Genomic DNA, 21,782 nt, shown 5'->3' with positions numbered 1-21,782 from the left:
CCCTATTAAGATGCAGGATGCGCCCGATGACAATCGAACAAAATTTAGCACAAATTCAACAAAATATTCAGCACGCGGTCCAACAAGCCAAGCGCCCAGAAAGTGCGGTCAAATTACTCGCTGTTTCCAAAACCAAACCCGTTGAAGATATTTATCAAGCCTATCAAGCCGGACAAACCGCGTTTGGCGAAAACTATGTACAAGAAGGCGTGGAAAAAATTCAGTATTTTGCCCAAAAAAATATCCCCCTTGAATGGCATTTCATCGGTCCGCTTCAATCAAATAAAACCAAACTCGTGGCAGAACATTTTGACTGGATGCAAACGCTCGACCGCAAAAAAATCGCCGACCGCCTCAACGAGCAGCGCCCACATTATAAAAAACCACTGAATGTATTAATCCAAATTAACATCAGCGATGAAGACAGCAAATCTGGCATTCAACCCAACGAAATGCTTGATCTAGCAAAACAGATCCAAAACCTACCGCACTTATGCCTCCGTGGTTTAATGGCTATCCCCGCCCCTAGCGACGATCTCGCCACGCAAACACAGGCATTCACCCAAATGTACAGCTTATTTGAACAACTCAAACAAGCCTTACCCGATGCACAAATTGATACACTTTCAATGGGGATGACCGATGATATGGCAAGCGCTATTCAATGTGGTTCAACAATGGTAAGAATTGGGACAGCGATTTTTGGAGCAAGGGATTATTCGAAATAAAGAGCAAATCTTATTCATAAAAGGTATGTAAAAATGAACTCAGAATTAAAACAAGATCTCACGGAATTTTTACGCCTATCATTAGTCGATGATGAATTTATAGATCAATATATCGATGATATTACAGCCCTTTTTGAAGAGCAGGGGGAATGGGCTGATGGGTATGTGTATTGGCAAGAAAAAGGGATTTTGCCAGAAGATCCTGAGTACCAATATTATGACGAGTATTTCGACTGGGATGAAAATGCGTTTGTTGTGGATGGAAACAGTTATCCAAGCCTGAGTTTGGCAGATATTCTCGAACAGCAAGCCCTTTCTAAATTGACTGATTGGAAATTTGATGCAGAAGAATTGGAATATGCAGTTAATAGTATGCTGACCAATAAAATCAACATCCAATGCCCCGAAGAAACCTATAATGATGCACTCTACCCTTACGTTCAACAAGCACTTGCCCCACAAAATTATACTCTTTGTAACTATTGGAATGGCAATGACAACTGTTTATTTATGATTTTCTCCTTTGAGGAATATGAGCGTATTCGAGAGATTGCTGGCAAGTGGAATATTTCGATTTGTGCGGTTGATGGGGAATCGTGAGGTTTGCACTTGCATCTATGATGCTAATCTGCGGTTGGTACTTCTCCCACCCTGTAAGTAACTACTTCACTCTTGGACGCATTGACGAAGACCAAGCGGTAGATTACGCCAAACGTAAGGGATGGGATGAAAAGACAATGTTGAAATGGTTGAGTGTGGCGATGAAGTTTTTTTACTACTAGTAAAAAAAACATTGATTTAGTTTAATATAAATGTATAATCATTCCTGTACAGGGGGTTCCCCCCTGATGCAAACTTCTAAAATTTAATCTTAAAATTGAACTATGAGCGTGGCTCTCATGAGTCGATTGTTACGGCAATCATTCTTCCAGGAGAAATTGGTTGATTTTAGTTATATAAGCTAAGCTGTTTAACTGAAGCAATTATTTCTGCAACTGGAGCGGATAACTCCGTTATCCGAAGATAATGAGTAACCTGCGTTATCCATCTTATTTCTATTCAGTTCAATATTGTATTGGCAACTGGTGCAATGTCGCACTGATTGAAAACAAGGATTAAATTATGATAAAAAAATCATTTAATTTAGAAGACTCTGTTCTGTTATTAAAACAACTTAGAACAGAAATGCATGATAAGATGGATAGCGGTCAATTACAAAATCTAGACTCAGTAATTGAGCAACTAGAAAAAGCAAAATCTCAAAGTCAAAAATTAGAATTACTGGGGAAAGCCCTTAATGCATTACCCTTTATAAGTAAAATTATTGACTCTATTATGAAAATTAGGGAAATTTTGTGATATGTAGATTGACAAGTAGGTTATTCTTTTTCTTCCTATAAAAGAGAAATAAATGAATATTGGAAAAGCTATAATGTTATGTCGAACCCAACGGGGAATGACAAAAACTCAATTATCTCAAGACTCGAATATTTCTATATCATATTTAACTTTACTCGAACAAGGTAAAAGAGAGCCAAACCTATCTACAATAAACTCAATTTGTAAAGCATTAAATATCCCACCAAGTATACTAATTTTTCTAGCCTCTGATCATAGTGAACAAGAAGGAATTAGTGTAGAGCTTGCTGAAAAATTATCTTATTTGGCATTATCATTAATGGAGAAAAAATCTGAATAGTCCTACTTATCCTAATTCTCCTATCGGCTCCCCTGCTATATTAGCTAGAGTATTAGGCATAGATCCAAATATACTTCTATCACTGAAAAAAAATTCAAATAGCTTCTTTTTTCAAGCTAAAACTGAAGAGAAATCAGATGGGACATTAAGAATTACATATGATGTAAAAGAACCATTAAAAACCATACATAGAAGAATCGCAGAAAGATTATTGAAGAAAGTTACTTATCCATTGTATTTACAGGGTAGTCTTCCTAAAAGAGATTATTTAGGAAATGCCGCTATTCATACAAATAGTACATGTATTATTTCTCAGGATGTAAAAAACTTTTTCCCTAGTATTAGTAAAAATACTGTAGTGCAGGTTTGGAAAAATGTATTTAAATTCCCTGAAGATATATCAGAAATACTTGCTGAATTAATCACTTATGAGGGTTTTCTTGTTCAAGGATGCATAACAAGTAGTTATATATGTAACTTAGTGCTATGGAATAGAGAATCTAAATTAGTTGATGAATTAAAAGAAAAAGGTTTTACTTATACTCGATATGTCGATGATATCACAGTTTCATCCAAGAGAATTTTTACTCTTGAAGAGAAAAAAGAGATCATTAAATCTATACATTCAATGCTAAAAAGTATAAGTGTAAAATTAAATAGAAGAAAACATAAAATAATGCCGAGAAACTCTCAACAACAAGTTCATCGAGTTAATGTTAACTCAGATAGAACAACGATGCCTAAAAGTGAAAGAGAAAAAATCAAAGCAGCAGTACATCAATGCGAAGAACTATATAAAACCTTAGCTGAGACAGAGGAATATAAAAAGTTGTTTAATCAAACTCTAGGAAGAGTTGTACATCTAAGTAGATTACATGAACGCCAAGGTAAAAAATTGAAACAGAAATTATCAAAAATTTACCCTAGAAAATAAATATCTTGTATTTAACATCCATTTCTACTAAACATACTCACAGGCGGTCACTTGCCGATAAAATTTTGCAAATTTTTCCCACAATCTGACCGCTTGCCTTTTCCCCAATTCCCTCTAAACTAACCCCATTTTTCACTTTCAACAAAAAGCAATGCACACACCCCATATTTACCTCGGTACTGGCGGATATAGCGACACGGATTTAATCGGGACGCTGTACCCTTTTGGCACAGATAAAAGCGAGTTTTTGGCAGTTTATAGCCAACACTATGATGCGATTGAAATCAACAGCACCTTTCATGCGCCGATTGGTGCGAAATCGTTGCTAGCGATGGTGGAAAAGGCGCAAGGGCGGTTGCAGTTTTCGGTGAAATTGCATCAAGATTTTAGTCATAAACGTGCCGCCACAAAAGAAGATGCAAGAGCCTTTTTAGCCGCATTACAACCGTTAAAAGATCAGGATTGCTTAGCGAATTTATTTATTCAGTTTCCGATCAGTTTTGAGAGAACACCTGCCAATCGTTATTATCTTGCTGAACTCGTTTCTTGGTTTCAAGAGGAAGTGCTAGTCATTGAATTTCGACATCCGAGTTGGCATAACCAACCTGTATTGGATTATTTTCGAGGTAAAGAAAAGCTGATTTGGTGCAATGTGGATTATCCGCAAAATATTGGTTTACCTACTTTTCAATTTTATGCGAATCAACGCACGGCGTATTTACGCCTACACGGTCGCAATCCTAATTGGTGGCAAGCGCAATCGGCACAGGAACGACACGATTACCGTTACAATGACACGGAATTGCAAAATTTAGCAAAGCTGCTAAATCAGTATAGAAACGAATTTGACCAGTTGTATCTCTATTTTCAAAATACCACGAAAAGCCACTCTTTCTACAATATTGAGGCTTTAAAAGGCTATTTGGCAAAATATGGTTTTACCGTGAAAGCCCAGCCCGAGTTTTTAATCGGGCAACAGAGTTTGTTTTAGTTGGGGAATTACTCTTTTTGATAAGAAAAATAACCGAAAAGTGCGGTCGTTTTTGGAAAAGTTTCATTCAGGCTGATAGCCCACATCTTGCAACGTAGGATTTTCTGCGCCCGCTTTAGCGAGTTGATCGCAGATTTCATTTTCAATGTGTCCAGAATGCCCTTTGACCCATTGCCAATTGATGTGGTGACGTTGGATCGCTTGATCGAGTTGTATCCATAAATCTTGGTTCTTAACGGGCTTGCCGGTGCTGGCTTTCCAGTTATTTTTTTTCCAATTAAAGATCCATTTGGTGATGCCATTTTTCATATATTGGCTATCACTATGTAACGTCACTGAGCAAGGTTCTTTGAGGGTATTTAAGGCTTCAATCACCGCACGCAATTCCATACGGTTATTAGTTGTTAAAAAATAACCTGCTGAAATCTGTTTTTCATGTTGTTTATAACGTAGCAATACGCCGATCCCACCCGGTCCGGGATTGCCTAAACAAGAACCATCCGTAAAAATTTCAATTTGTTTTTGCATAATCTTTGTTACAATTCTTCACTAAACCAAGATCATAACCGAAATTAACTGAAAGAGATAGAAAGAAAATGACCCCAGTGAATCAACCGACTCGCCAAATTGTACTGGATACCGAAACAACGGGGATGAACCAATTTGGTGCACATTATGAAGGGCATTGTATTATTGAAATTGGTGCGGTTGAGATGATCAATCGTCGCCTCACGGGCAATAATTTCCATATCTATATCAAACCGAATCGTCCCGTCGATCCCGATGCGATCAAAGTACACGGTATCACCGATGACATGTTGGCGGATAAACCCATGTTTAATGAGGTCGCACAGCAATTTATTGATTATATTCAAGGGGCTGAATTGCTGATCCATAATGCGCCCTTCGACGTGGGCTTTATGGATTATGAGTTTAAAAAACTGAATTTAAACATCAATACTGATGCGATTTGTATGGTGACCGATACCCTACAAATGGCACGCCAAATGTACCCCGGTAAACGTAATAGCTTAGATGCCCTTTGCGATCGTTTAGGCATTGATAACAGCAAACGAACCCTACACGGCGCGTTACTGGATGCGGAGATCTTAGCGGATGTGTACCTCACGATGACAGGGGGACAAACCAGTTTATTTGATGAAAATGAACCTGAAATTGCTGTTGTCGCCGTCCAAGAACAAATCCAAAGTGCGGTGGCTTTTTCACAAGACTTAAAACGCCTGCAACCCAATGCCGATGAACTACAAGCCCATCTCGATTACCTCCTCTTACTCAATAAAAAGAGCAAAGGCAATTGCTTATGGGAAAAGCGTTTAGCGGAATTGAAAACACATTAATAAATTCGTTCATTGATTGAGCAGCTGAGGGCAAATATGAAAAAAAAAGTTGACGAAAAGCGGCTTGATCATTAATATACGCCTCACCTGTGCGGAGTGGTAGTTCAGCTGGTTAGAATACCTGCCTGTCACGCAGGGGGTCGCGGGTTCGAGTCCCGTCCATTCCGCCAATTTTATTCTACTACGGAGCGGTAGTTCAGCTGGTTAGAATACCTGCCTGTCACGCAGGGGGTCGCGGGTTCGAGTCCCGTCCGTTCCGCCAACGAATTTCAACAAAAAGCCACTTTTTAAAAGTGGCTTTTTGTTTCTCAGGCATCAGCTTGCTCAAGTTGGCTATTTAAGCCGATTTCTTGTACATTTCTCATCTTTGACAAAATCCGCTATAATGATGCCATTTTTGACTGCGCTATGAACCCATAGGCAGAAATACTGAATAAGAGGTTTTTTATGACAACGCCTGTAGTGGCTCTTGTTGGTCGCCCAAATGTGGGAAAATCAACATTATTTAATCGTCTAACCCGTACGCGTGATGCGTTGGTGGCGGATTTTCCCGGCTTAACGCGCGACCGTAAATATGGTCAAGCCAATATCGCAGGTTATGATTTTATTGTGATCGATACTGGTGGTATTGATGGTACAGAAGAAGGCGTGGAAGAAAAAATGGCGGAGCAATCCTTGCTTGCGATTGAAGAAGCCGATGTGGTGCTGTTTTTAGTGGATGCGCGTGCAGGCTTAACCTCTGCGGATATTGGTATCGCAAACTATTTACGCCAACGTCAAAACAAAATCACGGTAGTCGTTGCCAATAAAACCGATGGCATTGATGCAGATTCCCATTGCGCCGAGTTCTATCAATTAGGTTTAGGTGAAGTCGAACAAATTGCTGCCTCGCAAGGTCGTGGCGTTTCTGCCTTAATGGAACAAGTACTGGCGCCAATTGCAGAAAAAATGAATGCCGAAAGTCCCGAACAAAGTGCGGTAGAAAATACCGATGTTTCTGAAACCGGCGAACAAGACGAGTGGGATCACGACTTCGACTTTGCTAATGAAGAAGATACCGCCTTGTTAGATGACGCCATTGCGGAAGAACTGGAAGCACAAGATAAAAATATTAAAATTGCTATCGTTGGTCGCCCAAATGTGGGTAAATCGACTTTAACAAACCGTATTCTTGGCGAAGATCGCGTGGTCGTGTATGACTTACCGGGGACAACGCGTGATAGTATTTATATCCCAATGGAACGCGATGGTCAGCATTACACCATCATTGACACTGCAGGGGTACGTAAACGGGGTAAAGTCCATTTAGCAGTGGAAAAATTTTCGGTCATCAAAACCTTACAAGCGATTCAAGATGCCAATGTGGTGTTATTAACTATTGATGCGCGTGAAGGCGTGTCAGATCAAGACTTATCTTTACTGGGTTTTATACTCAATGCGGGGCGTTCATTGGTCATCGTAGTGAATAAATGGGATGGTTTAAATCAAGACATTAAAGATCAAGTCAAATCTGAACTGGATCGCCGTTTAGATTTCATTGATTTCGCTCGAGTGCATTTTATTTCTGCTCTACACGGTAGCGGCGTCGGCAACCTGTTTGATTCGATTAAAGAAGCCTATGCCTGTGCGACACAAAAAATGACCACATCCATGTTAACCCGTATTTTACAAATGGCAACGGATGAGCATCAGCCGCCGATGATGGGTGGTCGTCGAATTAAATTAAAATACGCACACCCGGGCGGTTATAATCCACCCATTATTGTGGTGCATGGTAACCAAATGGATAAATTACCCGATTCATATAAGCGTTATTTATCCAATTACTATCGTCGTAGTTTGAAAATTATTGGTTCGCCAATCCGCTTATTATTCCAAGAAGGAAATAACCCATTTGCAGGTAAACGGAATAAATTGACACCAAATCAATTACGCAAACGCAAACGCTTAATGAAGTTTATTAAAAAATCGAAGCGTTAATCAATCTACATGGCGCCCTGTCGATCGGCGCCATATTCTCTGTGTTTTTAAAGGACAACTAGCATGGCGAATAAAAAAACCTTACTCCTTTTTCCACTCATTACGCAGTGTATTTTTTCACTCTTTTTGCCTTTTTTTAATGCCTTCCATCTCAAAGGCCTAACGGATGTTTTTATTCTAACCACGGTGCCAGCTTTTTTATTTTCTTTGGTTTGTGTGTATTATCAGTTTCATCAACGTAATCTGCTTCAGATCGCGTTTTTCTCAGGTACAATCAGCTTCTTTTATACTCTAACTATGTTATCTTGCTTCCTGTTCAATGAGACATTCCGCGAGCCTATGTCATTATGGGAACAGAGTTTAGCGCTGCTGTTTTATGCGTTGATGTTTGCCTTACCGAGTATGATGTATGCCATGGTAGTACTACGTCTTTTTTTAAGAAAAGCCCCTTAATACACAAACAAAAAGGCGCGGATGATGATACCGCGCCTTTTTGTTATACCTGTTATTGCACAACCAATAGCCTGATACAGCCTTTATCTGCCAACATTAAATTAGCGGAACCAAACAGGAAAGGATGATTATTCGATGACATATGTTCAAATTTTACTAAAATTTGTACTTTGCCGTTAATCAGCACACTGTCCTTCCATGCAATTTCACTTTGTTCTACTGGGGTGTCATTGATACTCTCGATAAGAAATTTCGCCCCTTGAATACGAAAGCCCATGATGCCATTTGCGGTTAACGTCCAACGCTCCGTTGTATTTAATTTAGCATTAGTCACCCGTTTCGGATCAAAGTGTTTATCATTCACCATGCCCGTATTCACATCAAAATGAAATTGGCGTTCTTGTACTACTTTATTACTCAAATTCGCCACCGCATCTGTGTTAAATTGTGGCTCAGCTTGTTTAGAAAAAACCGAGGCAAGTCCTTCAGGACGAAGCTCTAACACGGTATTGTCGACTAATTCATTTTCATCAGCGAAAAGTGAAGTAAAAACATGTAAGAAGTCCCGTTTTTCACCGGCAATCAAACGCACACTCTCACCTTCATTTAAATCAATTAACAATTCACTTCGTTCACTTGGCGCCAACACAATGGATTTCAAGACCTTAGCTTGTGGTAAGAAACCTTGATCTGAGGCGATCAAACGCATTTCGCGCTCATCATCTAAACGCAGTTCATAGTGGCGTGACAATGAGGCATTCACTAAACGTAATCGCACCCAACCTCGTGGCACATTCACATAAGGCGCCTCTTGCCCATTCACAAATAAACGATTACCGAAAAGTGCGGTCTGATTTGGTTGAAATAATTGCAATCCCTGATTATTTAAACGCATATCTTGCAAAATCAAAGGAATATCATTCACACCATATTTATGCGGTAAGCCGGATTTCAAACTCTGTTCGTCTTCAATAATCCACATCCCCGCTAAGCCGCGATAGGTTTGATAAGCTGAATTAGCGAGAGATACTGAATGATACCAACAGGTAGATGCCGCTTGAGTAATTGGAATAATCGGTGACCAAGTTTCTTTAGGTTGCAAAACGCGTCCCACACCGCCAAGTAATTCGCCACTCGCCTGCAAACCTTGAATCGACATGGATACGCCTTGTGGTAAATTATTGCGATAATTTAACTTAGCAAAGTCACCTTTACGAATTTTAATCGTTGGTCCTAAATAATGTCCATTAAATCCCCACACCTCGACAGTTTTACCCATCTCTAATGGATACTGAACACTATCCAGACTTAAAAAAATTGGCTTACCACGTCGGGTTTCCAATAAGGGAGGAATACGTAAGGCTTGGCGTGTTGCAGCCAAGAGAGATGATGGCAAGGCTGAAAGTGCCGTGGCAATTAAACTGGTTTTGAAAAACTGTCGACGCGCCGGATTATCCATTCTTTATTTACTCTGTTGTGCTATTTCAGCATCAAGTTCAGCAATACGTTGTGCCATGAGCTGATGGCAATGTGCTGCTAGTTCACGCACATTTTCTTTATCATAAGCAGAAACATCTATCGGTTCTAACATTTCACAAATCACTTTGCCATTATCCCAACGATTTAAATCGATCTTGCCTTGTGTCGTTGAGCATACTACTGGAACAATCGGTACACCTGCCGCAATCGCCGCATAAAATGCCCCCGTTTTAAAAGGCAATAAGCCACGTCCTCGACTACGCGTCCCTTCTGGGAACATCCACACAGATAGGTCATCATCATGAATACGGCGAGCAACTTCGTTCATCGTGCCGTGCGCTTTAGTACGATTTTCACGATCAATCAGAATATTGCCAGTAACCCAATACAACAGTCCAAAAAAAGGTATCCAAATTAAACTTTTCTTACCCACACTCACTGTTCTTGGTTGCACCATATAAGAAATCGTGACCATGTCATAATTATTCTGGTGATTACCAATATAAATACAGCGCCCGAATTTATCGACATTTTTAGGGAAACGATGCTCTACGGTTAAGCCAAAGAGAGGATGAAGACGTCCAAACCAACGCGCCATAATGCCCACATTGCTTGGATTACGAAAGCGGATAAAGGAGTAAATTGACCCCAACACACAAATTAAGAGACAACAAAAAACAATAACGATTGTACGTAATAATTTTAACATAATGCTATTCCTTGAAATATTTGGCTAAGTATAGCGAAATTGCCGGAATATGTGTATAAATCAACATAAAAAATGTGCTACTCTAAATAAAAAAGACATGTATAAAACAGATGAAAAAGACCTATTTTATTGCTGATTTACATCTCAGTGAAAATCGCCCTCATTTAACTCACCTCTTTTGTGATTTTATGCAACAGCTTGCGCCACAGGCTGAGGCACTTTACATTTTGGGCGATTTATTTGATTTTTGGATCGGTGATGATGAAGAATCTGCGTTAATTCACACCGTCCAGCAACAGATTCACGCCCTGAGTGCACAAGGCGTAAAATGTTACTTCCAACATGGTAATCGTGATTTTTTGATTGGCAAACGCTTTGCCGCAGCCTGTAGTATGACATTATTACCCACTTATCAACGGATTGCATTATATGGTGAGTCTGTTTTACTTTGTCATGGCGATACACTGTGTATTGATGATGTTGCCTATCAACAATACCGAAAAAAAGTGCATCAAAAATGGCGCCAGTGGCTATTTCTACATCTTCCACTAAAAGTACGGTTAAAGATCGCAGAGAAAATTCGAACACGCAGTAAAGCCGATAAAAAAAGGAAGTCTGAGGAAATAATGGATGTCAATCCTGACTTTGTGTTACAGACTTTTGCCCAATTTGGCGTTAAAAAAATCATTCACGGGCACACGCATCGTCAACATATTCATCATATTCCACCGCACTTTACCCGCATTGTGCTCGGCGATTGGGGCGATACTGCGTCTATTCTCGAAGTCAATGAGCAGCAACAGGTGCGTTTTTTAACAGGAAAGGAGTAACTTATGGCTGATCCACATATTCAATCGCCGATGGATATTTGGGATTATCTCACGGTGATTTTATACCGTTCAGGCTTTGTCTTAGCGGGCATCATGACACTATTGTTACCTTACAAAGCAGACATCGCTCATCTGGGTTTACTCATTGCTGCAACACTTTGTGCATCAAGCTTGCATATTTATATGAAATCGTTTCGCCTTATCTTACAACTGGCAACTTGGGTGGCTTTGATTTGCCAAGCGCTCGGTTTTGAGGCGCTGGCGCTAGGCGGGGCGTTGGTCACCTTAGGCGGATTATGTTACAAAGAATATTTTTGTTTCCGTGTATTTTTATTGAATGCACAACCCTTTTTTGTCGCACTACTTTGGAGTGCAGTTCAGCTCAATAGTCCGCTTTTCACTCAAGTGATGTCGCTAATTGTCGCGCTGCTTTTCTTTGTATTAGCATTCAAAAAGTGGCAAATGCCACTGCATTTTGATATCGGCGATAAAAGTAAATATCAAGTTTAAAAATGAAAGGCGAACACAAGGTTCGCCTTTTTCAACACAAATTTTGTGATTATTTCACACGTGAAACATATTCACCTGAGCGAGTATCGACTTTGATCACTTCACCAATTTGTACAAATAATGGCACTTTTACTACTGCACCGGTGCTTAATGTCGCTGGTTTACCACCTGTACCCGCAGTATCGCCTTTTAAGCCTGGATCTGTATCGATGATTTCTAACTCGACAAAGTTTGGTGGGGTAACGCTGATTGGTGCACCATTCCATAATGTCACGATACAATCAGCTTGGTCTAATAACCATTTTTCTGCATCACCAATAGCTTTTGCATCCGCGGAGTATTGTTCAAATGTTTCTGGGTGCATAAAATACCAGAAGGCATCATCTTTGTAGGAGTAAGTTAAGTTTAAGTCCATAACATCCGCCGCTTCAACAGAGGTACCAGATTTAAAGTTAACATCTAATACTTTGCCAGAAATTAATTTACGAATACGCGTACGAGTGAATGCTTGACCTTTGCCGGGTTTCACAAATTCATTTTCAACGATCACACAAGGCTCGCCGTCCTGCATAAATTTTAGACCTGGTTTGAAATCACTGGTAGTATATGTAGCCATATTATCCTCAAGTTATAAAGAGATTGTTTTCAAAAGTGCATATTTTAACTCAAAACATAGCCATTAGAGAAGAACAAAGTTGGACAGATCACTTAGCCAACGCTATATCCGACCCAAAAATCTTATTGGAAACCCTCAATTTACCGACTGAAAATATTGAACAAGACTTAGAGGCACGCCGTTTATTTCCGCTCAGAGTTCCCCTGCCTTTCGTTGAAAAAATGCAAAAAGGCAACCCACAAGATCCGCTTTTTTTACAAGTCATGAGTTTTCGTGATGAGTTTTTACAGGTTGAAGGCTTCAGTAAAGATCCACTGGAAGAGCAAGATGCTGTCGTGCCAAGCGTGTTACATAAATACCATAATCGTTTATTACTCATGGTCAAAGGTGGTTGCGCGGTAAATTGCCGTTATTGTTTTCGTCGCCATTTTCCTTATGCAGATAACAAAGGAAATAAAGCGAATTGGCAAAAAGCGCTTGACTACATTGCAAATCATCCAGAAATAGAAGAAGTGATTTTTTCTGGTGGGGATCCTTTAATGGCAAAAGATCATGAGCTAGATTGGTTGATAAAAAATCTAGAAAACATACCGCACTTACAGCGCTTACGTATTCATACGCGCTTACCGGTAGTGATCCCGCAACGCATTACTGCCGATTTTTGCCAAACCCTCGCAGAAAGTCGTTTTCAAACCGTACTTGTGACGCATATCAATCATCCCAACGAAATTGATGCCTTTTTTGCACAAGCCATAAACAAACTAAGAGATGTTGGCGTGCTACTCTTAAATCAAGCAGTTCTGCTCAAAGGGATCAATGACAATGCACATATCCTAAAGCAATTAGGTGATAAATTATTTGCCACCAATATTCTTCCTTATTACCTGCATTTGTTAGATAAAGTCGAAGGCGCAAGCCATTTCTATCTGGACGATAGCCGCGCCTTAAATATTTACAAAGAATTACAAAGCCTCACATCGGGTTATTTGGTACCGAAACTCGCACGAGAAATTGCCAAAGAACCGAATAAAACCCTATATACAGCATAGGAAAATCAACAAATATCCTTTAGAATAACCTAAATTTTGACCGCACTTTCAGTGTATATCAGTAAGCTAGCTATTTAGAATCGAGGTACTATCGTGGATTCAGAAAAACACACTCCAGAAAATCAACATAATCCAGAACAAAGCGAACTGGATTTAGAATTTAGCCAAGTCGAGCCAATTACGCCCAAAAAAATGGCTAAACCGACGCCCTCTTTTTTTGATAGCGTAAAAGGTGTTTTTGCTAAAAAAACATCACATGACGCGGCATTAAAGACAACGCGTCAAGCCCCTGCATTTAATGAAGCCACCTCTTCATCAAATACACAAACTGATTTAAATGCCGATGAACTGACTAGCGAACAGCCAACCTCAGAAGATATGGGCGCTGCTGTTGTTGCGCCAGCAGTAAACTGGAAAAACCCAGAAACTTGGCCGTTCCTACAAATTCTGCCACAACGTCATCGCCGTTTATTTGTCGCGTTATTTGGTCTGATTTTATTATTAATTATTTTCTTTGCCCTCAAACCAAGTTCACAAACGGTCCAATCGTTTGAGCAACAAAACAGTCAAGCCGTGCCTATTCAATTTCAGCCGTTAGAAAAAGGTCAAACTGTTGAAAATACGATTTTAGATAACTTAAATCAGCCTGCAGACAACAGCGCAAGTGCAACACAAGATAATACCGTGACAAGCGCGGTCACCTCAGAAACTCAACCCACATCGTCTGCCAGTGGGACAGAGAGCACGCCAACGGCAATAGCACCTACAAAAGTGGAACAACCGGTGGCAACTAAAATGGGGGTGGCTGACGCAGACAAACCAAGCGCTGTAGAAAAAGTCACGAATGAAAAAGTGGTGACTGAAAAACCTAAAACAGTAGAAAAACCTAAAGTGGTAGAAAAAGCCAAAGTCCCAGAAAAACCAACGCATATTGAAAAAGCGAAGGTGGAGAAAAAAGTCGCTCCCGTCGTGGACGCTAACCCAGCGAAAGCAAGTAATAGCAAAACCTTAACGATTCCACAGGGTGTCAGCTTAATGCAAGTATTCCGTAACCATAATTTAAATATTGCGGATGTCAATGCGATGACAAAAGCGTCGGGGGCAGGTAACGCACTGAGTAACTTCAAAGCTGGCGATAAAGTGCAAATTTCCGTGAATAGTCAAGGGCGAGTTAACGAGCTCCGATTAGAAAATGGTGCTAAATTCATTCGCCAAGCCGATGGCAGTTATATTTATAAAAAATAACAAGACCACATAAAGCAAAGCCCGTGATGAGAAAATCAACACGGGCTTTTTGTTCATATTGGTATCTATTCGCTTGCTATCACAGCAAATACTCTGGCATTAAAACCCGGCGCATGCTGGATTTTCGGTACACCAATAAAAATAGCCGCGCCAGTTGCAGGTAACTCTGCTAAATTGGTTAACACTTCCACTTGAAATTTATTTTGTGATAACCAATAGCGCTCGCCCACTAAATCATTATTTTTAGCAAAATCTAGCGCGCTGTCCGTATCTAAGGTTTCGTGCCCAATCGCAGTCACATTCCGCTGTTCATGCAAAAATTTCAATGCCTCCAACGACCAACCCGGTGTATGAGCCTGCCCTGTTTCATCACGATTATAGAAGGCTGTATGATCATACCATCTGGACGACCAGCCACTAGCAAATGCCACAAAACTGCCTTCTGCGATTTTGCCATGTTCAGCTTCAAACGCCAAAATATCCTCAATCGACAACCTGTAATCTGGGTTTTCACTCACGGCTTGCTCTTTATGAATCACGTATAAAGGCAATACCAATTCCGCCACAGGAATGTCCTCTAAATAGCGTGTATTTGGTGCAAAATGAATAGGTGCGTCAAGATGCGTACCGTATTGACTGACTAAAGTATATTGGTTAGAGAAAAATCCATCATTTTCAACCGTGAACAGAGTTTTTGTTTCTAGCGGTTTAAAAGCAGGAAAATAAGGGATCGTAGGATTCACTGGATGTGATAAATCCACCCATTTTTGCGTTTTTAGAAAAGCAATGGCTTGTGACACGGTATTCATCATTCACTCCTTCATCTTCTGTTTACGACAAATTCAGTTATAAACGCATTGACTGATGCAACGCATCATCAGCGCTAAATTAGCACAAAAAACATTCTCTAACAGCCTAATTTTGATCATCAAACAAGGCGTTTGCCGCAAGAAGCATCATGCTATAAACGCGCTTTTTCTCCACCAAATTCCTCTAATAAATTTGCTGTTAATTGAGTTAATACGCCTGTCATTAGCACAAAATCTGCATCAAAACGTTGCGCATAATCTTCTTTTAAAATATCGTCATTTTTTTCACGCAGTTGATCTGCAAATTTCAAACGTTTTAACGTGCAATCTTCATTGAGAATAAAAGACAAACGTTCTTCCCATGCTAAAGATAGCTTCGTAATAAACTTTCCAGCATTGAGTAAGGTTTGAATTTCATCCGATTCTAAATTTTGTTGCTTGCAACGAATAATGCCACTGTCTTGACTGCCGGTTAATTCTGCTTCTTCCAATGGCATCAACCAAGCGGGTGTCTGATCTTTATTAATCCAATCAGTCATGATAACGCTCGGTTCGTTAGCAAAACTTAATGGCACCACTGGCAAAGATCCTAAAGACTTTCGCAATAACGCCAAAGCATCTTCCGCCCGTTTAGATGAGGCAGCATCCACATAAATAAGCTGATTTTCAGTATCAATCCATAATGCTGTTTGTTGATTTTTGCTAAAAGCACGAGGTAACAACATCGATACTACATCATCTTTTAATGCTTGCTTTTCGACTTTCTTTAACTTGCGATTTTCTTTTTGCTCAAGCAGTTCAATACGTTGCTCCAATTCTGCTTTTACGACGTGGGCAGGCAAGATCTTTTCTTCTTTATGTGCCAATAATAAAATCTGTTTTCCCACCGAAAAATGTAACATCTCAGTGCCACGCAGGGGATTTGTCCACCCAAATTTACTCATGTCTGATTGTTGACAAGGATGATACTCACATTGTTGTAATGCAGTTTGTAGGCTATCTGCCGTCCAATCCAATGCTTTTGTGAGACGATAAATCATGAGGTTTTTAAACCAAACCATAGTTTGTTCCTTCTTTTTTAAGGTAGAATAAGCAACTTATGTCGTATTTGCGACAAAATAATTCAGTATTGTAACGTAGTTCGAGAGAAAAATATGCAAGCGAAATCAATTTGCTTTATCGGTGGCGGGAATATGGCACAAGCCATTATTTTTGGCTTACTCAAACAAGGCTACCCGGCTAATCAAATCACTGTCAGCGATCCAAATGCGGCAAAACGTCAATGTCTCGCTGAAAAAGGGGTAAATACTGTTGAAGCAAGTCAGACAGATACGCAAGATGCGGTGGAAAAATCAGAGGTTTTACTGCTCGCCGTCAAACCGCAAATGATTGCCGCAGTTTGCCAAGGATTAAGTGCGGTCGATTTTAGCCAAAAATTAGTGATTTCAATTGCAGCAGGGGTTTCAGTAACAAAATTACAATCACGTTTGCCCACCGCAAAGCAAATTGTACGCGTGATGCCTAATACGCCTGCGTTAGTGGCAGAAGGTATGTCAGGCCTATTCGCACAGGACAGCTTGAAACCTGAATACAAACAATTCACACAAGATTTGCTCAATGCGGTGGGAAAAACCTGTTGGGTAACTCAAGAAGCAGATATGCACACCATTACCGCAGGCTCAGGCAGTAGTCCGGCGTATTTTTTCTTATTTATGGAGGCAATGCAACAGGCATTGTGTCAAATGAATATGGACGAAGACACCGCTCGCTTATTAGTGCAACAATCCGCTTTAGGCGCGGCAAAAATGGTGATGGAAAATCCTGACTTACCGATTGCGACATTGCGTGAAAATGTCACGTCAAAAGGTGGTACAACGGCGGCAGCATTGCAGGTATTGAATCAACAACAGTTACAACATATCGTCCAGCAGGCGATGCAAGCTTGTGTCGAACGTTCTCAACAAATGGAAAAATTGTTTTAATGAAAATTTCAGCATTTAACTGGCTTGCTTTAAGCTTCTTTGGGTATTTTTGTGCTTATGGCGTGTTCGTGCCTTTCTTTCCTGTCTGGCTAAAATCACAAGCCTATGGGGAAGAGTTAATAGGTTTAGTGATTGCCAGTTCTTATGTCTTTCGCTTTATCGGTGGTATCTTCTTTTCCAGTTTAGTGAAAAAAGCCTCACAATTAATTTATGCCCTACGTTATCTGGCTTGGATAAGCTGTTTGATTGTCTTCAGCATGAGTTTGATGACCCAAAACTTTTGGTTACTGTTTATTGCCATTGCCTTGTTTGCAATGGTCAATGCGGCGGGTATGCCAATCAGTGATACGTTAGCCAGCATCTGGCAACAACAAATCAATCTCGACTATGGCAAAGCACGTTTAATTGGTTCCTTTGCCTTTGTCGTCGGCGTAGTCGTATTTGGTTATGTGATTGGTTTCATTGGCGAACACAATATTGTTTGGATTTTAACCGCACTTTTAGCCCTCTATGCCGTGCTACAAATGACAACACCTATGCCTGCGCCGACAGATCAACAAAGTGCGGTTGAAAATAACATTACATTTAAAGCGTTACTAAAAAATCAAACAACTTTACGTTTAATTATCGCGATCTCCTTAATTCAAGGTTCTCATGCCACTTACTATGCTTACAGCGTCCTCTATTGGACGAGCTTGGGGATTTCAGTGCAAACAACCAGTTTACTGTGGGGCTTAAGTGTGATCGCGGAAATGTTGCTCTTTTTCTTTTCAACAAAGCTCTTCCGCACATGGAAAGTCAGTGCGTTATTTTACCTCTCTGCGATTGCAACGGTAATTCGTTGGGCGGCGTTGAGCATCGCGACAGACGTTTGGAGCTTAACCTTAATTCAAACCTTACACAGTTTGACTTATGCGGTCAGTCACTATGCCATTATTCGTTATTTTACGACCCAGCCTATTCAGCATATTGCTAAATTACAAGGGCTGTATAATGGGATTTCAGGTTGTGCCGCAGTCGCATTATTAACAGCCTTATCTGGCTTGTTATACCCTGTTTCTCCCACAATTACGTTCCTTGTGATGACAGGTGTTGCAGCTTTGGCATTCGTCGTGATTCCACGTAAAGTCGATGCCTTTTTACTTAAACGGTGCTAAACATGAAAGATTCCGCGTTAATTGAGCTTTTTCTAAATGAAATTTGGATCGAAAAGCAACTCTCGCAAAATACGATTGCCTCTTATCGCTTAGATTTGACTGCACTCACTCAATGGCTAGAAAAACAACAATTAACGCTTATCAATCTGGATGCTATCGACTTACAAACATTTCTAGGTGAACGCTTAAACCAAGGCTACAAAGCCACCAGCACAGCTCGCCTACTCAGTGCGATGCGAAAATTATTTCAATATTTATACCGCGAAAAATACCGCACAGATGATCCCAGTGCGGTATTAAGTTCTCCCAAATTACCTAGCCGTTTGCCTAAATACCTAACGGAACAACAAGTTACTGATTTACTGAACTCCCCTGATGTCGATATCCCCTTAGAATTACGCGATAAAGCCATGATGGAATTGCTTTATGCAACAGGATTACGGGTCACTGAATTAGTGTCATTGACTATTGAAAACATAAATATTAATCAGGGGATTGTACGGGTTGTTGGTAAAGGAAACAAAGAACGGATTGTTCCCATTGGGGAAGAAGCAACTTATTGGATTCGTCAATTTATGCTATATGGGCGTCCTTTTTTATTGCATGGACAAAGCTCAGATGTCGTCTTCCCAAGTAAAAGAGCGCTACAAATGACACGCCAAACCTTTTGGCACCGTATTAAACATTATGCGCTTTTGAGTGACATTGATATCAATAGCTTATCGCCCCATGTACTGCGTCACGCTTTTGCTACACATTTAGTAAATCATGGTGCGGATTTGCGTGTAGTACAAATGTTACTCGGACACAGCGATTTATCCACAACACAAATTTATACTCACGTTGCTAAAGAGCGTTTAAAACATTTACATGAACGCTACCATCCAAGGGGCTAACATCAAGCATAAAAAAACTGCATCACAAGGATGCAGTTTTAATGTTGGATAACAGGATTAGAAAGAATCTTTTAAGCGTTCATCGGCACGACGCGCTTCGCCTTTATGTTGTAATTTATTTAACTGACGCTCTAATTTTTCTTCTACTTCGTTGACGGCTTTATACATATCTTCTGACTCTGCTTTTGCAAACAAATCGCCAAGCGGGGTACCAATCGATGCCTCAACCGAAAAACCTTTTGGTATTTTGTTTAAAATAAAGTGGGGATTAATTAATTGAGTTTGCCATTTACCTAATTTAGCAAGTCTATCTTCGACGTGAGCACGGATTGCAGGAGTGATTTCCATTTGTTTGCTTGTGATGTTTAGAGTCATAGCATTTACCTCTCTGTTGAAAAGGGGACTTTTTTGTCCCTTGTGTTGAATAATCCTTATCTACAACATAGTCGCCTTACACGCAGTTTTCAAGTCTTTTTATCGATTTTTTACGGAAAAATTAAAAAGTATGATCTAAGTAGAAAAATTGTGATTTAGTACTGGATTATTCACTCAAAGTTGATATGATTGAGGGGATTCCATCGTCTCCCCTCTCATCATTTTATACTTATATTTCAACAAATTAAGCAGTTTCATCTGCATCTGTTTGCTGCAATTTCAAACGCGAAAAATACGCTTCCGTTTCACTCACAATGACATGACGTAAACCAATTAACGCCACTAAATTTGGCAGTGCCATCAAACCATTAACAATATCAGCAAGAATCCAAATGACATCTAAATGAATAAATGCGCCACATCCAACTAACACAATGAATATAAAACGATACGCTTTAAGTTTACTCGTACCAACCAAATACACAAAACAACGTTCACCGTAATAGCACCAACCTAAAATTGTGGTAAATGCAAAGAACAACAATCCTACGGTAACAATCGTACCGCCTAAATTAGAGCCCAATCCCGTTGAAAAGGCATGATTGGTTAATGCTGCACCTGCTATCTCTGTCGATTGCCATGCGCCTGTGATCACTAACACAATACCAGTCATCGAACACACAACAATTGTGTCTAAAAACGTCCCCGTCATCGAAATCAGCCCTTGTCGCACGGGTTCCTTGGTTTGTGCGGCAGCCGCGGCAATAGGTGCACTTCCTAACCCCGATTCATTCGAGAAGATACCACGTGCTACACCTGATTGAATGGCTTTCATCACGGTATAACCTAGCGCACCGCCTAACGCAGCAGTGGGATTAAAAGCACTATAAATAATCAGTCCAATCGCTTGTGGTACCACTTGCCAGTTTATCGCTAAAATAATTAACGAGGTCAACACATAAAGAACAGCCATGAAAGGCACGACATAAGAAGAAACAATCGCGATACGTCTTACCCCCCCCAGGATGATCAGTGCAACTAATGCCGTAATAATGGAGGCAGTTAACGGGATTGGCACGCTAAAGGTATCCTGCATGGCATGAGTAATCGCATTAATTTGTGGGAAGGTTCCAATGCCAAAAAATGCAACTAAAATACCAAATAGCGCAAAAAGTTTCGCTAACCATTTGATCCCAAGACCACGCTCAATGTAGTACATTGGACCACCTGCCATAAAACCTTGTTTATCACGAACACGATATTTTACTGCCAACAAACATTCTGCATATTTTGTCGCCATCCCTAATAACGCAACAATCCACATCCAAAAAACCGCACCCGGTCCACCAGCTTGTACCGCGGTTGCCACCCCAACAATATTCCCTGTACCAATCGTCGCCGCTAATGCTGTACAAAGTGCCGCAAAAGAAGACACATCACCTTTTTTAGCGGCGCCCTTTTCTTTTCTAAAAAGATAAGATAATGCACGAGGCAACTGGATAAACTGGATAAAACCTAAACGGAATGTTAAATAAAGCCCTGTACCAGAAAGCAAAAGCAGTAGAGGTGGGCCCCAAATAAAACTATTAATTGATGATAAAGTTGATTCTAATGACATGATAAGATCCTCGTAAAAAATCACAGATTACAAGGAGGCAAAAGCATTTTGCGGAAGAGTTAAAAAAGAGAAAAGCACGCATGTAGCCCATGCATGTAAACATCAAACCGAATATCTTGTTGCCCCTGTCCTTTTGCCTGAGCGTTTGAAAAAACGGAAAAATTAACCGCTCTTTTTGCGCCTTCGGCGGCCGTTTTATCTCTTTTTAATATAACGGCTCTCTCCAAGGGTTCGTCCAGTAACAGTCCCTGCTTATAATCAGCGCCTGAAAGAGTTTACCTCGTCGGCGTAGGGTCAATTCCCTACTCTCCAGCTACCTTCATCCGAACTTACTTTTGTTGAATTTTTCAAAAAAGCACAGCAA

24 protein-coding genes, 2 tRNA genes, 1 pseudogene and 1 riboswitch are annotated in these 21,782 nt (G+C 40.3%); of the genes and pseudogenes, 19 read left to right on the top strand and 8 right to left on the bottom strand.

Features of this window, described 5'->3' with window-relative positions:
* Window positions 1–26: 26 nt before the first annotated feature.
* The 7 genes and pseudogenes from KPF51_RS01615 (at window position 27) to KPF51_RS01585 (ending at window position 4,352) form a co-directional block, all read left to right on the top strand.
* The gene (locus tag KPF51_RS01615; RefSeq protein WP_005722640.1) at window positions 27–728 is read left to right on the top strand and encodes a YggS family pyridoxal phosphate-dependent enzyme; all 702 of its coding nucleotides are present in this window, start codon (window positions 27–29) and stop codon (window positions 726–728) included.
* 33 nt (window positions 729–761) lie between these two features.
* Window positions 762–1,328, top strand: a complete 567-nt coding sequence (locus tag KPF51_RS01610; protein WP_005722639.1) for a hypothetical protein — start codon at window positions 762–764, stop codon at window positions 1,326–1,328.
* A 26-nt stretch (window positions 1,329–1,354) separates the two neighbouring features.
* Window positions 1,355–1,510 (top strand): annotated as a pseudogene (locus tag KPF51_RS10855) (vitamin B12 dependent-methionine synthase activation domain-containing protein); the annotation flags it as partial.
* A gap of 340 nt (window positions 1,511–1,850) precedes the next feature.
* Window positions 1,851–2,087, top strand: coding sequence for a hypothetical protein (locus KPF51_RS01600; RefSeq protein WP_059245789.1), 237 nt, complete (start codon window positions 1,851–1,853; stop codon window positions 2,085–2,087).
* A 52-nt stretch (window positions 2,088–2,139) separates the two neighbouring features.
* A complete protein-coding gene (locus KPF51_RS01595) occupies window positions 2,140–2,427 on the top strand; it encodes a helix-turn-helix domain-containing protein (RefSeq protein WP_059245788.1) in 288 nt (95 codons plus the stop codon).
* Window positions 2,420–3,361, top strand: a complete 942-nt coding sequence (locus KPF51_RS01590) for a reverse transcriptase family protein (protein ID WP_064661094.1) — start codon at window positions 2,420–2,422, stop codon at window positions 3,359–3,361. Before KPF51_RS01595 ends, KPF51_RS01590 begins: the two co-directional genes overlap by 8 nt.
* 151 nt (window positions 3,362–3,512) lie before the next feature.
* Complete coding sequence (locus KPF51_RS01585; protein WP_061406208.1) at window positions 3,513–4,352, top strand: DUF72 domain-containing protein; 840 nt, start codon at window positions 3,513–3,515, stop codon at window positions 4,350–4,352.
* Between the two features lie 63 nt (window positions 4,353–4,415).
* Here the strand turns inward: KPF51_RS01585 and rnhA are convergent, their stop codons facing one another.
* The gene (rnhA, locus tag KPF51_RS01580; RefSeq protein ID WP_010906485.1) at window positions 4,416–4,880 is read right to left on the bottom strand and encodes a ribonuclease HI; all 465 of its coding nucleotides are present in this window, start codon (window positions 4,878–4,880) and stop codon (window positions 4,416–4,418) included.
* A 68-nt stretch (window positions 4,881–4,948) separates the two neighbouring features.
* On the opposite strand from rnhA, the gene dnaQ reads away from it, so the two are divergent.
* The 5 genes from dnaQ (at window position 4,949) to KPF51_RS01555 (ending at window position 8,143) form a co-directional block, all read left to right on the top strand.
* Window positions 4,949–5,710 (top strand): DNA polymerase III subunit epsilon, encoded by a 762-nt coding sequence (dnaQ, locus tag KPF51_RS01575; RefSeq protein ID WP_005722597.1) that lies wholly within the window; start codon window positions 4,949–4,951, stop codon window positions 5,708–5,710.
* 93 nt (window positions 5,711–5,803) lie between these two features.
* Window positions 5,804–5,880 (top strand) — tRNA-Asp (locus KPF51_RS01570).
* Between the two features lie 15 nt (window positions 5,881–5,895).
* A tRNA-Asp gene (locus KPF51_RS01565) sits at window positions 5,896–5,972 on the top strand.
* A 185-nt stretch (window positions 5,973–6,157) separates the two neighbouring features.
* Window positions 6,158–7,690 carry a ribosome biogenesis GTPase Der gene (gene der / locus KPF51_RS01560; RefSeq protein ID WP_014326287.1) on the top strand — a complete coding sequence of 511 codons (1,533 nt, stop codon included), beginning with the start codon at window positions 6,158–6,160 and terminating at the stop codon, window positions 7,688–7,690.
* A gap of 63 nt (window positions 7,691–7,753) precedes the next feature.
* On the top strand, window positions 7,754–8,143 hold the full coding sequence (locus tag KPF51_RS01555; RefSeq protein ID WP_014326288.1) for a hypothetical protein: 390 nt from the start codon (window positions 7,754–7,756) through the stop codon (window positions 8,141–8,143).
* Between the two features lie 52 nt (window positions 8,144–8,195).
* Here the strand turns inward: KPF51_RS01555 and KPF51_RS01550 are convergent, their stop codons facing one another.
* Complete coding sequence (locus tag KPF51_RS01550; protein ID WP_005722595.1) at window positions 8,196–9,602, bottom strand: multicopper oxidase domain-containing protein; 1,407 nt, start codon at window positions 9,600–9,602, stop codon at window positions 8,196–8,198.
* Between the two features lie 3 nt (window positions 9,603–9,605).
* Window positions 9,606–10,331, bottom strand: a complete 726-nt coding sequence (locus KPF51_RS01545) for a 1-acylglycerol-3-phosphate O-acyltransferase (RefSeq protein WP_005722594.1) — start codon at window positions 10,329–10,331, stop codon at window positions 9,606–9,608.
* A gap of 110 nt (window positions 10,332–10,441) precedes the next feature.
* Between KPF51_RS01545 and lpxH the strand changes: the two genes are divergently transcribed.
* Together lpxH and KPF51_RS01535 are read left to right on the top strand one after the other, a co-directional pair.
* The gene (gene lpxH, locus KPF51_RS01540; protein WP_005722592.1) at window positions 10,442–11,161 is read left to right on the top strand and encodes a UDP-2,3-diacylglucosamine diphosphatase; all 720 of its coding nucleotides are present in this window, start codon (window positions 10,442–10,444) and stop codon (window positions 11,159–11,161) included.
* 3 nt (window positions 11,162–11,164) lie between these two features.
* Window positions 11,165–11,671 (top strand): DUF2301 domain-containing membrane protein, encoded by a 507-nt coding sequence (locus tag KPF51_RS01535; RefSeq protein WP_005722590.1) that lies wholly within the window; start codon window positions 11,165–11,167, stop codon window positions 11,669–11,671.
* A 49-nt stretch (window positions 11,672–11,720) separates the two neighbouring features.
* Here the strand turns inward: KPF51_RS01535 and efp are convergent, their stop codons facing one another.
* A complete protein-coding gene (efp, locus tag KPF51_RS01530) occupies window positions 11,721–12,287 on the bottom strand; it encodes an elongation factor P (RefSeq protein ID WP_005719907.1) in 567 nt (188 codons plus the stop codon).
* 35 nt (window positions 12,288–12,322) lie between these two features.
* Between efp and epmB the strand changes: the two genes are divergently transcribed.
* The gene (gene epmB / locus KPF51_RS01525) at window positions 12,323–13,336 is read left to right on the top strand and encodes an EF-P beta-lysylation protein EpmB (RefSeq protein ID WP_061406210.1); all 1,014 of its coding nucleotides are present in this window, start codon (window positions 12,323–12,325) and stop codon (window positions 13,334–13,336) included.
* Window positions 13,337–13,429: 93 nt separating this feature from the next.
* Window positions 13,430–14,581 (top strand): opacity-associated protein OapA, encoded by a 1,152-nt coding sequence (gene oapA / locus KPF51_RS01520; RefSeq protein ID WP_005722584.1) that lies wholly within the window; start codon window positions 13,430–13,432, stop codon window positions 14,579–14,581.
* 65 nt (window positions 14,582–14,646) lie between these two features.
* Here the strand turns inward: oapA and KPF51_RS01515 are convergent, their stop codons facing one another.
* Window positions 14,647–15,390 (bottom strand): cyclase family protein, encoded by a 744-nt coding sequence (locus KPF51_RS01515; protein ID WP_061406211.1) that lies wholly within the window; start codon window positions 15,388–15,390, stop codon window positions 14,647–14,649.
* A 152-nt stretch (window positions 15,391–15,542) separates the two neighbouring features.
* On the bottom strand, window positions 15,543–16,451 hold the full coding sequence (gene rdgC / locus KPF51_RS01510; RefSeq protein WP_005722581.1) for a recombination-associated protein RdgC: 909 nt from the start codon (window positions 16,449–16,451) through the stop codon (window positions 15,543–15,545).
* A 93-nt stretch (window positions 16,452–16,544) separates the two neighbouring features.
* On the opposite strand from rdgC, the gene proC reads away from it, so the two are divergent.
* The 3 genes from proC to xerD are packed head-to-tail and all read left to right on the top strand — an operon-like array spanning window position 16,545 to window position 19,425.
* The gene (proC, locus tag KPF51_RS01505; RefSeq protein ID WP_005722579.1) at window positions 16,545–17,372 is read left to right on the top strand and encodes a pyrroline-5-carboxylate reductase; all 828 of its coding nucleotides are present in this window, start codon (window positions 16,545–16,547) and stop codon (window positions 17,370–17,372) included.
* Window positions 17,372–18,529: a 3-phenylpropionate MFS transporter gene (locus KPF51_RS01500; protein WP_061406212.1), complete on the top strand. Its 1,158-nt coding sequence runs from the start codon at window positions 17,372–17,374 to the stop codon at window positions 18,527–18,529. The genes proC and KPF51_RS01500 overlap by 1 nt, the downstream gene beginning before the upstream one ends.
* Before the next feature lie 2 nt (window positions 18,530–18,531).
* Window positions 18,532–19,425, top strand: a complete 894-nt coding sequence (xerD, locus tag KPF51_RS01495) for a site-specific tyrosine recombinase XerD (protein WP_005722575.1) — start codon at window positions 18,532–18,534, stop codon at window positions 19,423–19,425.
* Between the two features lie 57 nt (window positions 19,426–19,482).
* Here xerD and raiA read toward each other — a convergent pair whose 3' ends face one another.
* Together raiA and KPF51_RS01485 are read right to left on the bottom strand one after the other, a co-directional pair.
* Window positions 19,483–19,800 (bottom strand): ribosome-associated translation inhibitor RaiA, encoded by a 318-nt coding sequence (raiA, locus tag KPF51_RS01490; RefSeq protein WP_005722573.1) that lies wholly within the window; start codon window positions 19,798–19,800, stop codon window positions 19,483–19,485.
* 244 nt (window positions 19,801–20,044) lie between these two features.
* Window positions 20,045–21,418, bottom strand: a complete 1,374-nt coding sequence (locus KPF51_RS01485; RefSeq protein ID WP_005722571.1) for a sodium:alanine symporter family protein — start codon at window positions 21,416–21,418, stop codon at window positions 20,045–20,047.
* A 115-nt stretch (window positions 21,419–21,533) separates the two neighbouring features.
* Window positions 21,534–21,655, bottom strand: a riboswitch (glycine riboswitch).
* Between the last annotated feature and the right edge of the window lie 127 nt (window positions 21,656–21,782).

This window comes from Pasteurella sp. XG20 (assembly GCF_018968665.1).
Taxonomy (GTDB): Bacteria; Pseudomonadota; Gammaproteobacteria; order Enterobacterales; family Pasteurellaceae; genus Pasteurella; species Pasteurella multocida.
The sequence above is the reverse complement of the archived record's forward strand: the minus strand, read 5'-3'. Positions and strand labels throughout refer to the sequence as shown.

Coding starts and splice junctions, on each gene's coding strand:
- KPF51_RS01545 (WP_005722594.1), bottom strand. CDS start 10,331: ATGTTAAAATTATTACGTACAATCGTTATTGTTTTTTGTTGTCTCTTA.
- KPF51_RS01585 (WP_061406208.1), top strand. CDS start 3,513: ATGCACACACCCCATATTTACCTCGGTACTGGCGGATATAGCGACACG.
- xerD (WP_005722575.1), top strand. CDS start 18,532: ATGAAAGATTCCGCGTTAATTGAGCTTTTTCTAAATGAAATTTGGATC.
- dnaQ (WP_005722597.1), top strand. CDS start 4,949: ATGACCCCAGTGAATCAACCGACTCGCCAAATTGTACTGGATACCGAA.
- KPF51_RS01615 (WP_005722640.1), top strand. CDS start 27: ATGACAATCGAACAAAATTTAGCACAAATTCAACAAAATATTCAGCAC.
- lpxH (WP_005722592.1), top strand. CDS start 10,442: ATGAAAAAGACCTATTTTATTGCTGATTTACATCTCAGTGAAAATCGC.
- KPF51_RS01550 (WP_005722595.1), bottom strand. CDS start 9,602: ATGGATAATCCGGCGCGTCGACAGTTTTTCAAAACCAGTTTAATTGCC.
- KPF51_RS01555 (WP_014326288.1), top strand. CDS start 7,754: ATGGCGAATAAAAAAACCTTACTCCTTTTTCCACTCATTACGCAGTGT.
- efp (WP_005719907.1), bottom strand. CDS start 12,287: ATGGCTACATATACTACCAGTGATTTCAAACCAGGTCTAAAATTTATG.
- der (WP_014326287.1), top strand. CDS start 6,158: ATGACAACGCCTGTAGTGGCTCTTGTTGGTCGCCCAAATGTGGGAAAA.
- KPF51_RS01515 (WP_061406211.1), bottom strand. CDS start 15,390: ATGAATACCGTGTCACAAGCCATTGCTTTTCTAAAAACGCAAAAATGG.
- KPF51_RS01610 (WP_005722639.1), top strand. CDS start 762: ATGAACTCAGAATTAAAACAAGATCTCACGGAATTTTTACGCCTATCA.
- KPF51_RS01485 (WP_005722571.1), bottom strand. CDS start 21,418: ATGTCATTAGAATCAACTTTATCATCAATTAATAGTTTTATTTGGGGC.
- KPF51_RS01595 (WP_059245788.1), top strand. CDS start 2,140: ATGAATATTGGAAAAGCTATAATGTTATGTCGAACCCAACGGGGAATG.
- proC (WP_005722579.1), top strand. CDS start 16,545: ATGCAAGCGAAATCAATTTGCTTTATCGGTGGCGGGAATATGGCACAA.
- KPF51_RS01500 (WP_061406212.1), top strand. CDS start 17,372: ATGAAAATTTCAGCATTTAACTGGCTTGCTTTAAGCTTCTTTGGGTAT.
- raiA (WP_005722573.1), bottom strand. CDS start 19,800: ATGACTCTAAACATCACAAGCAAACAAATGGAAATCACTCCTGCAATC.
- KPF51_RS01535 (WP_005722590.1), top strand. CDS start 11,165: ATGGCTGATCCACATATTCAATCGCCGATGGATATTTGGGATTATCTC.
- rdgC (WP_005722581.1), bottom strand. CDS start 16,451: ATGGTTTGGTTTAAAAACCTCATGATTTATCGTCTCACAAAAGCATTG.
- KPF51_RS01600 (WP_059245789.1), top strand. CDS start 1,851: ATGATAAAAAAATCATTTAATTTAGAAGACTCTGTTCTGTTATTAAAA.
- rnhA (WP_010906485.1), bottom strand. CDS start 4,880: ATGCAAAAACAAATTGAAATTTTTACGGATGGTTCTTGTTTAGGCAAT.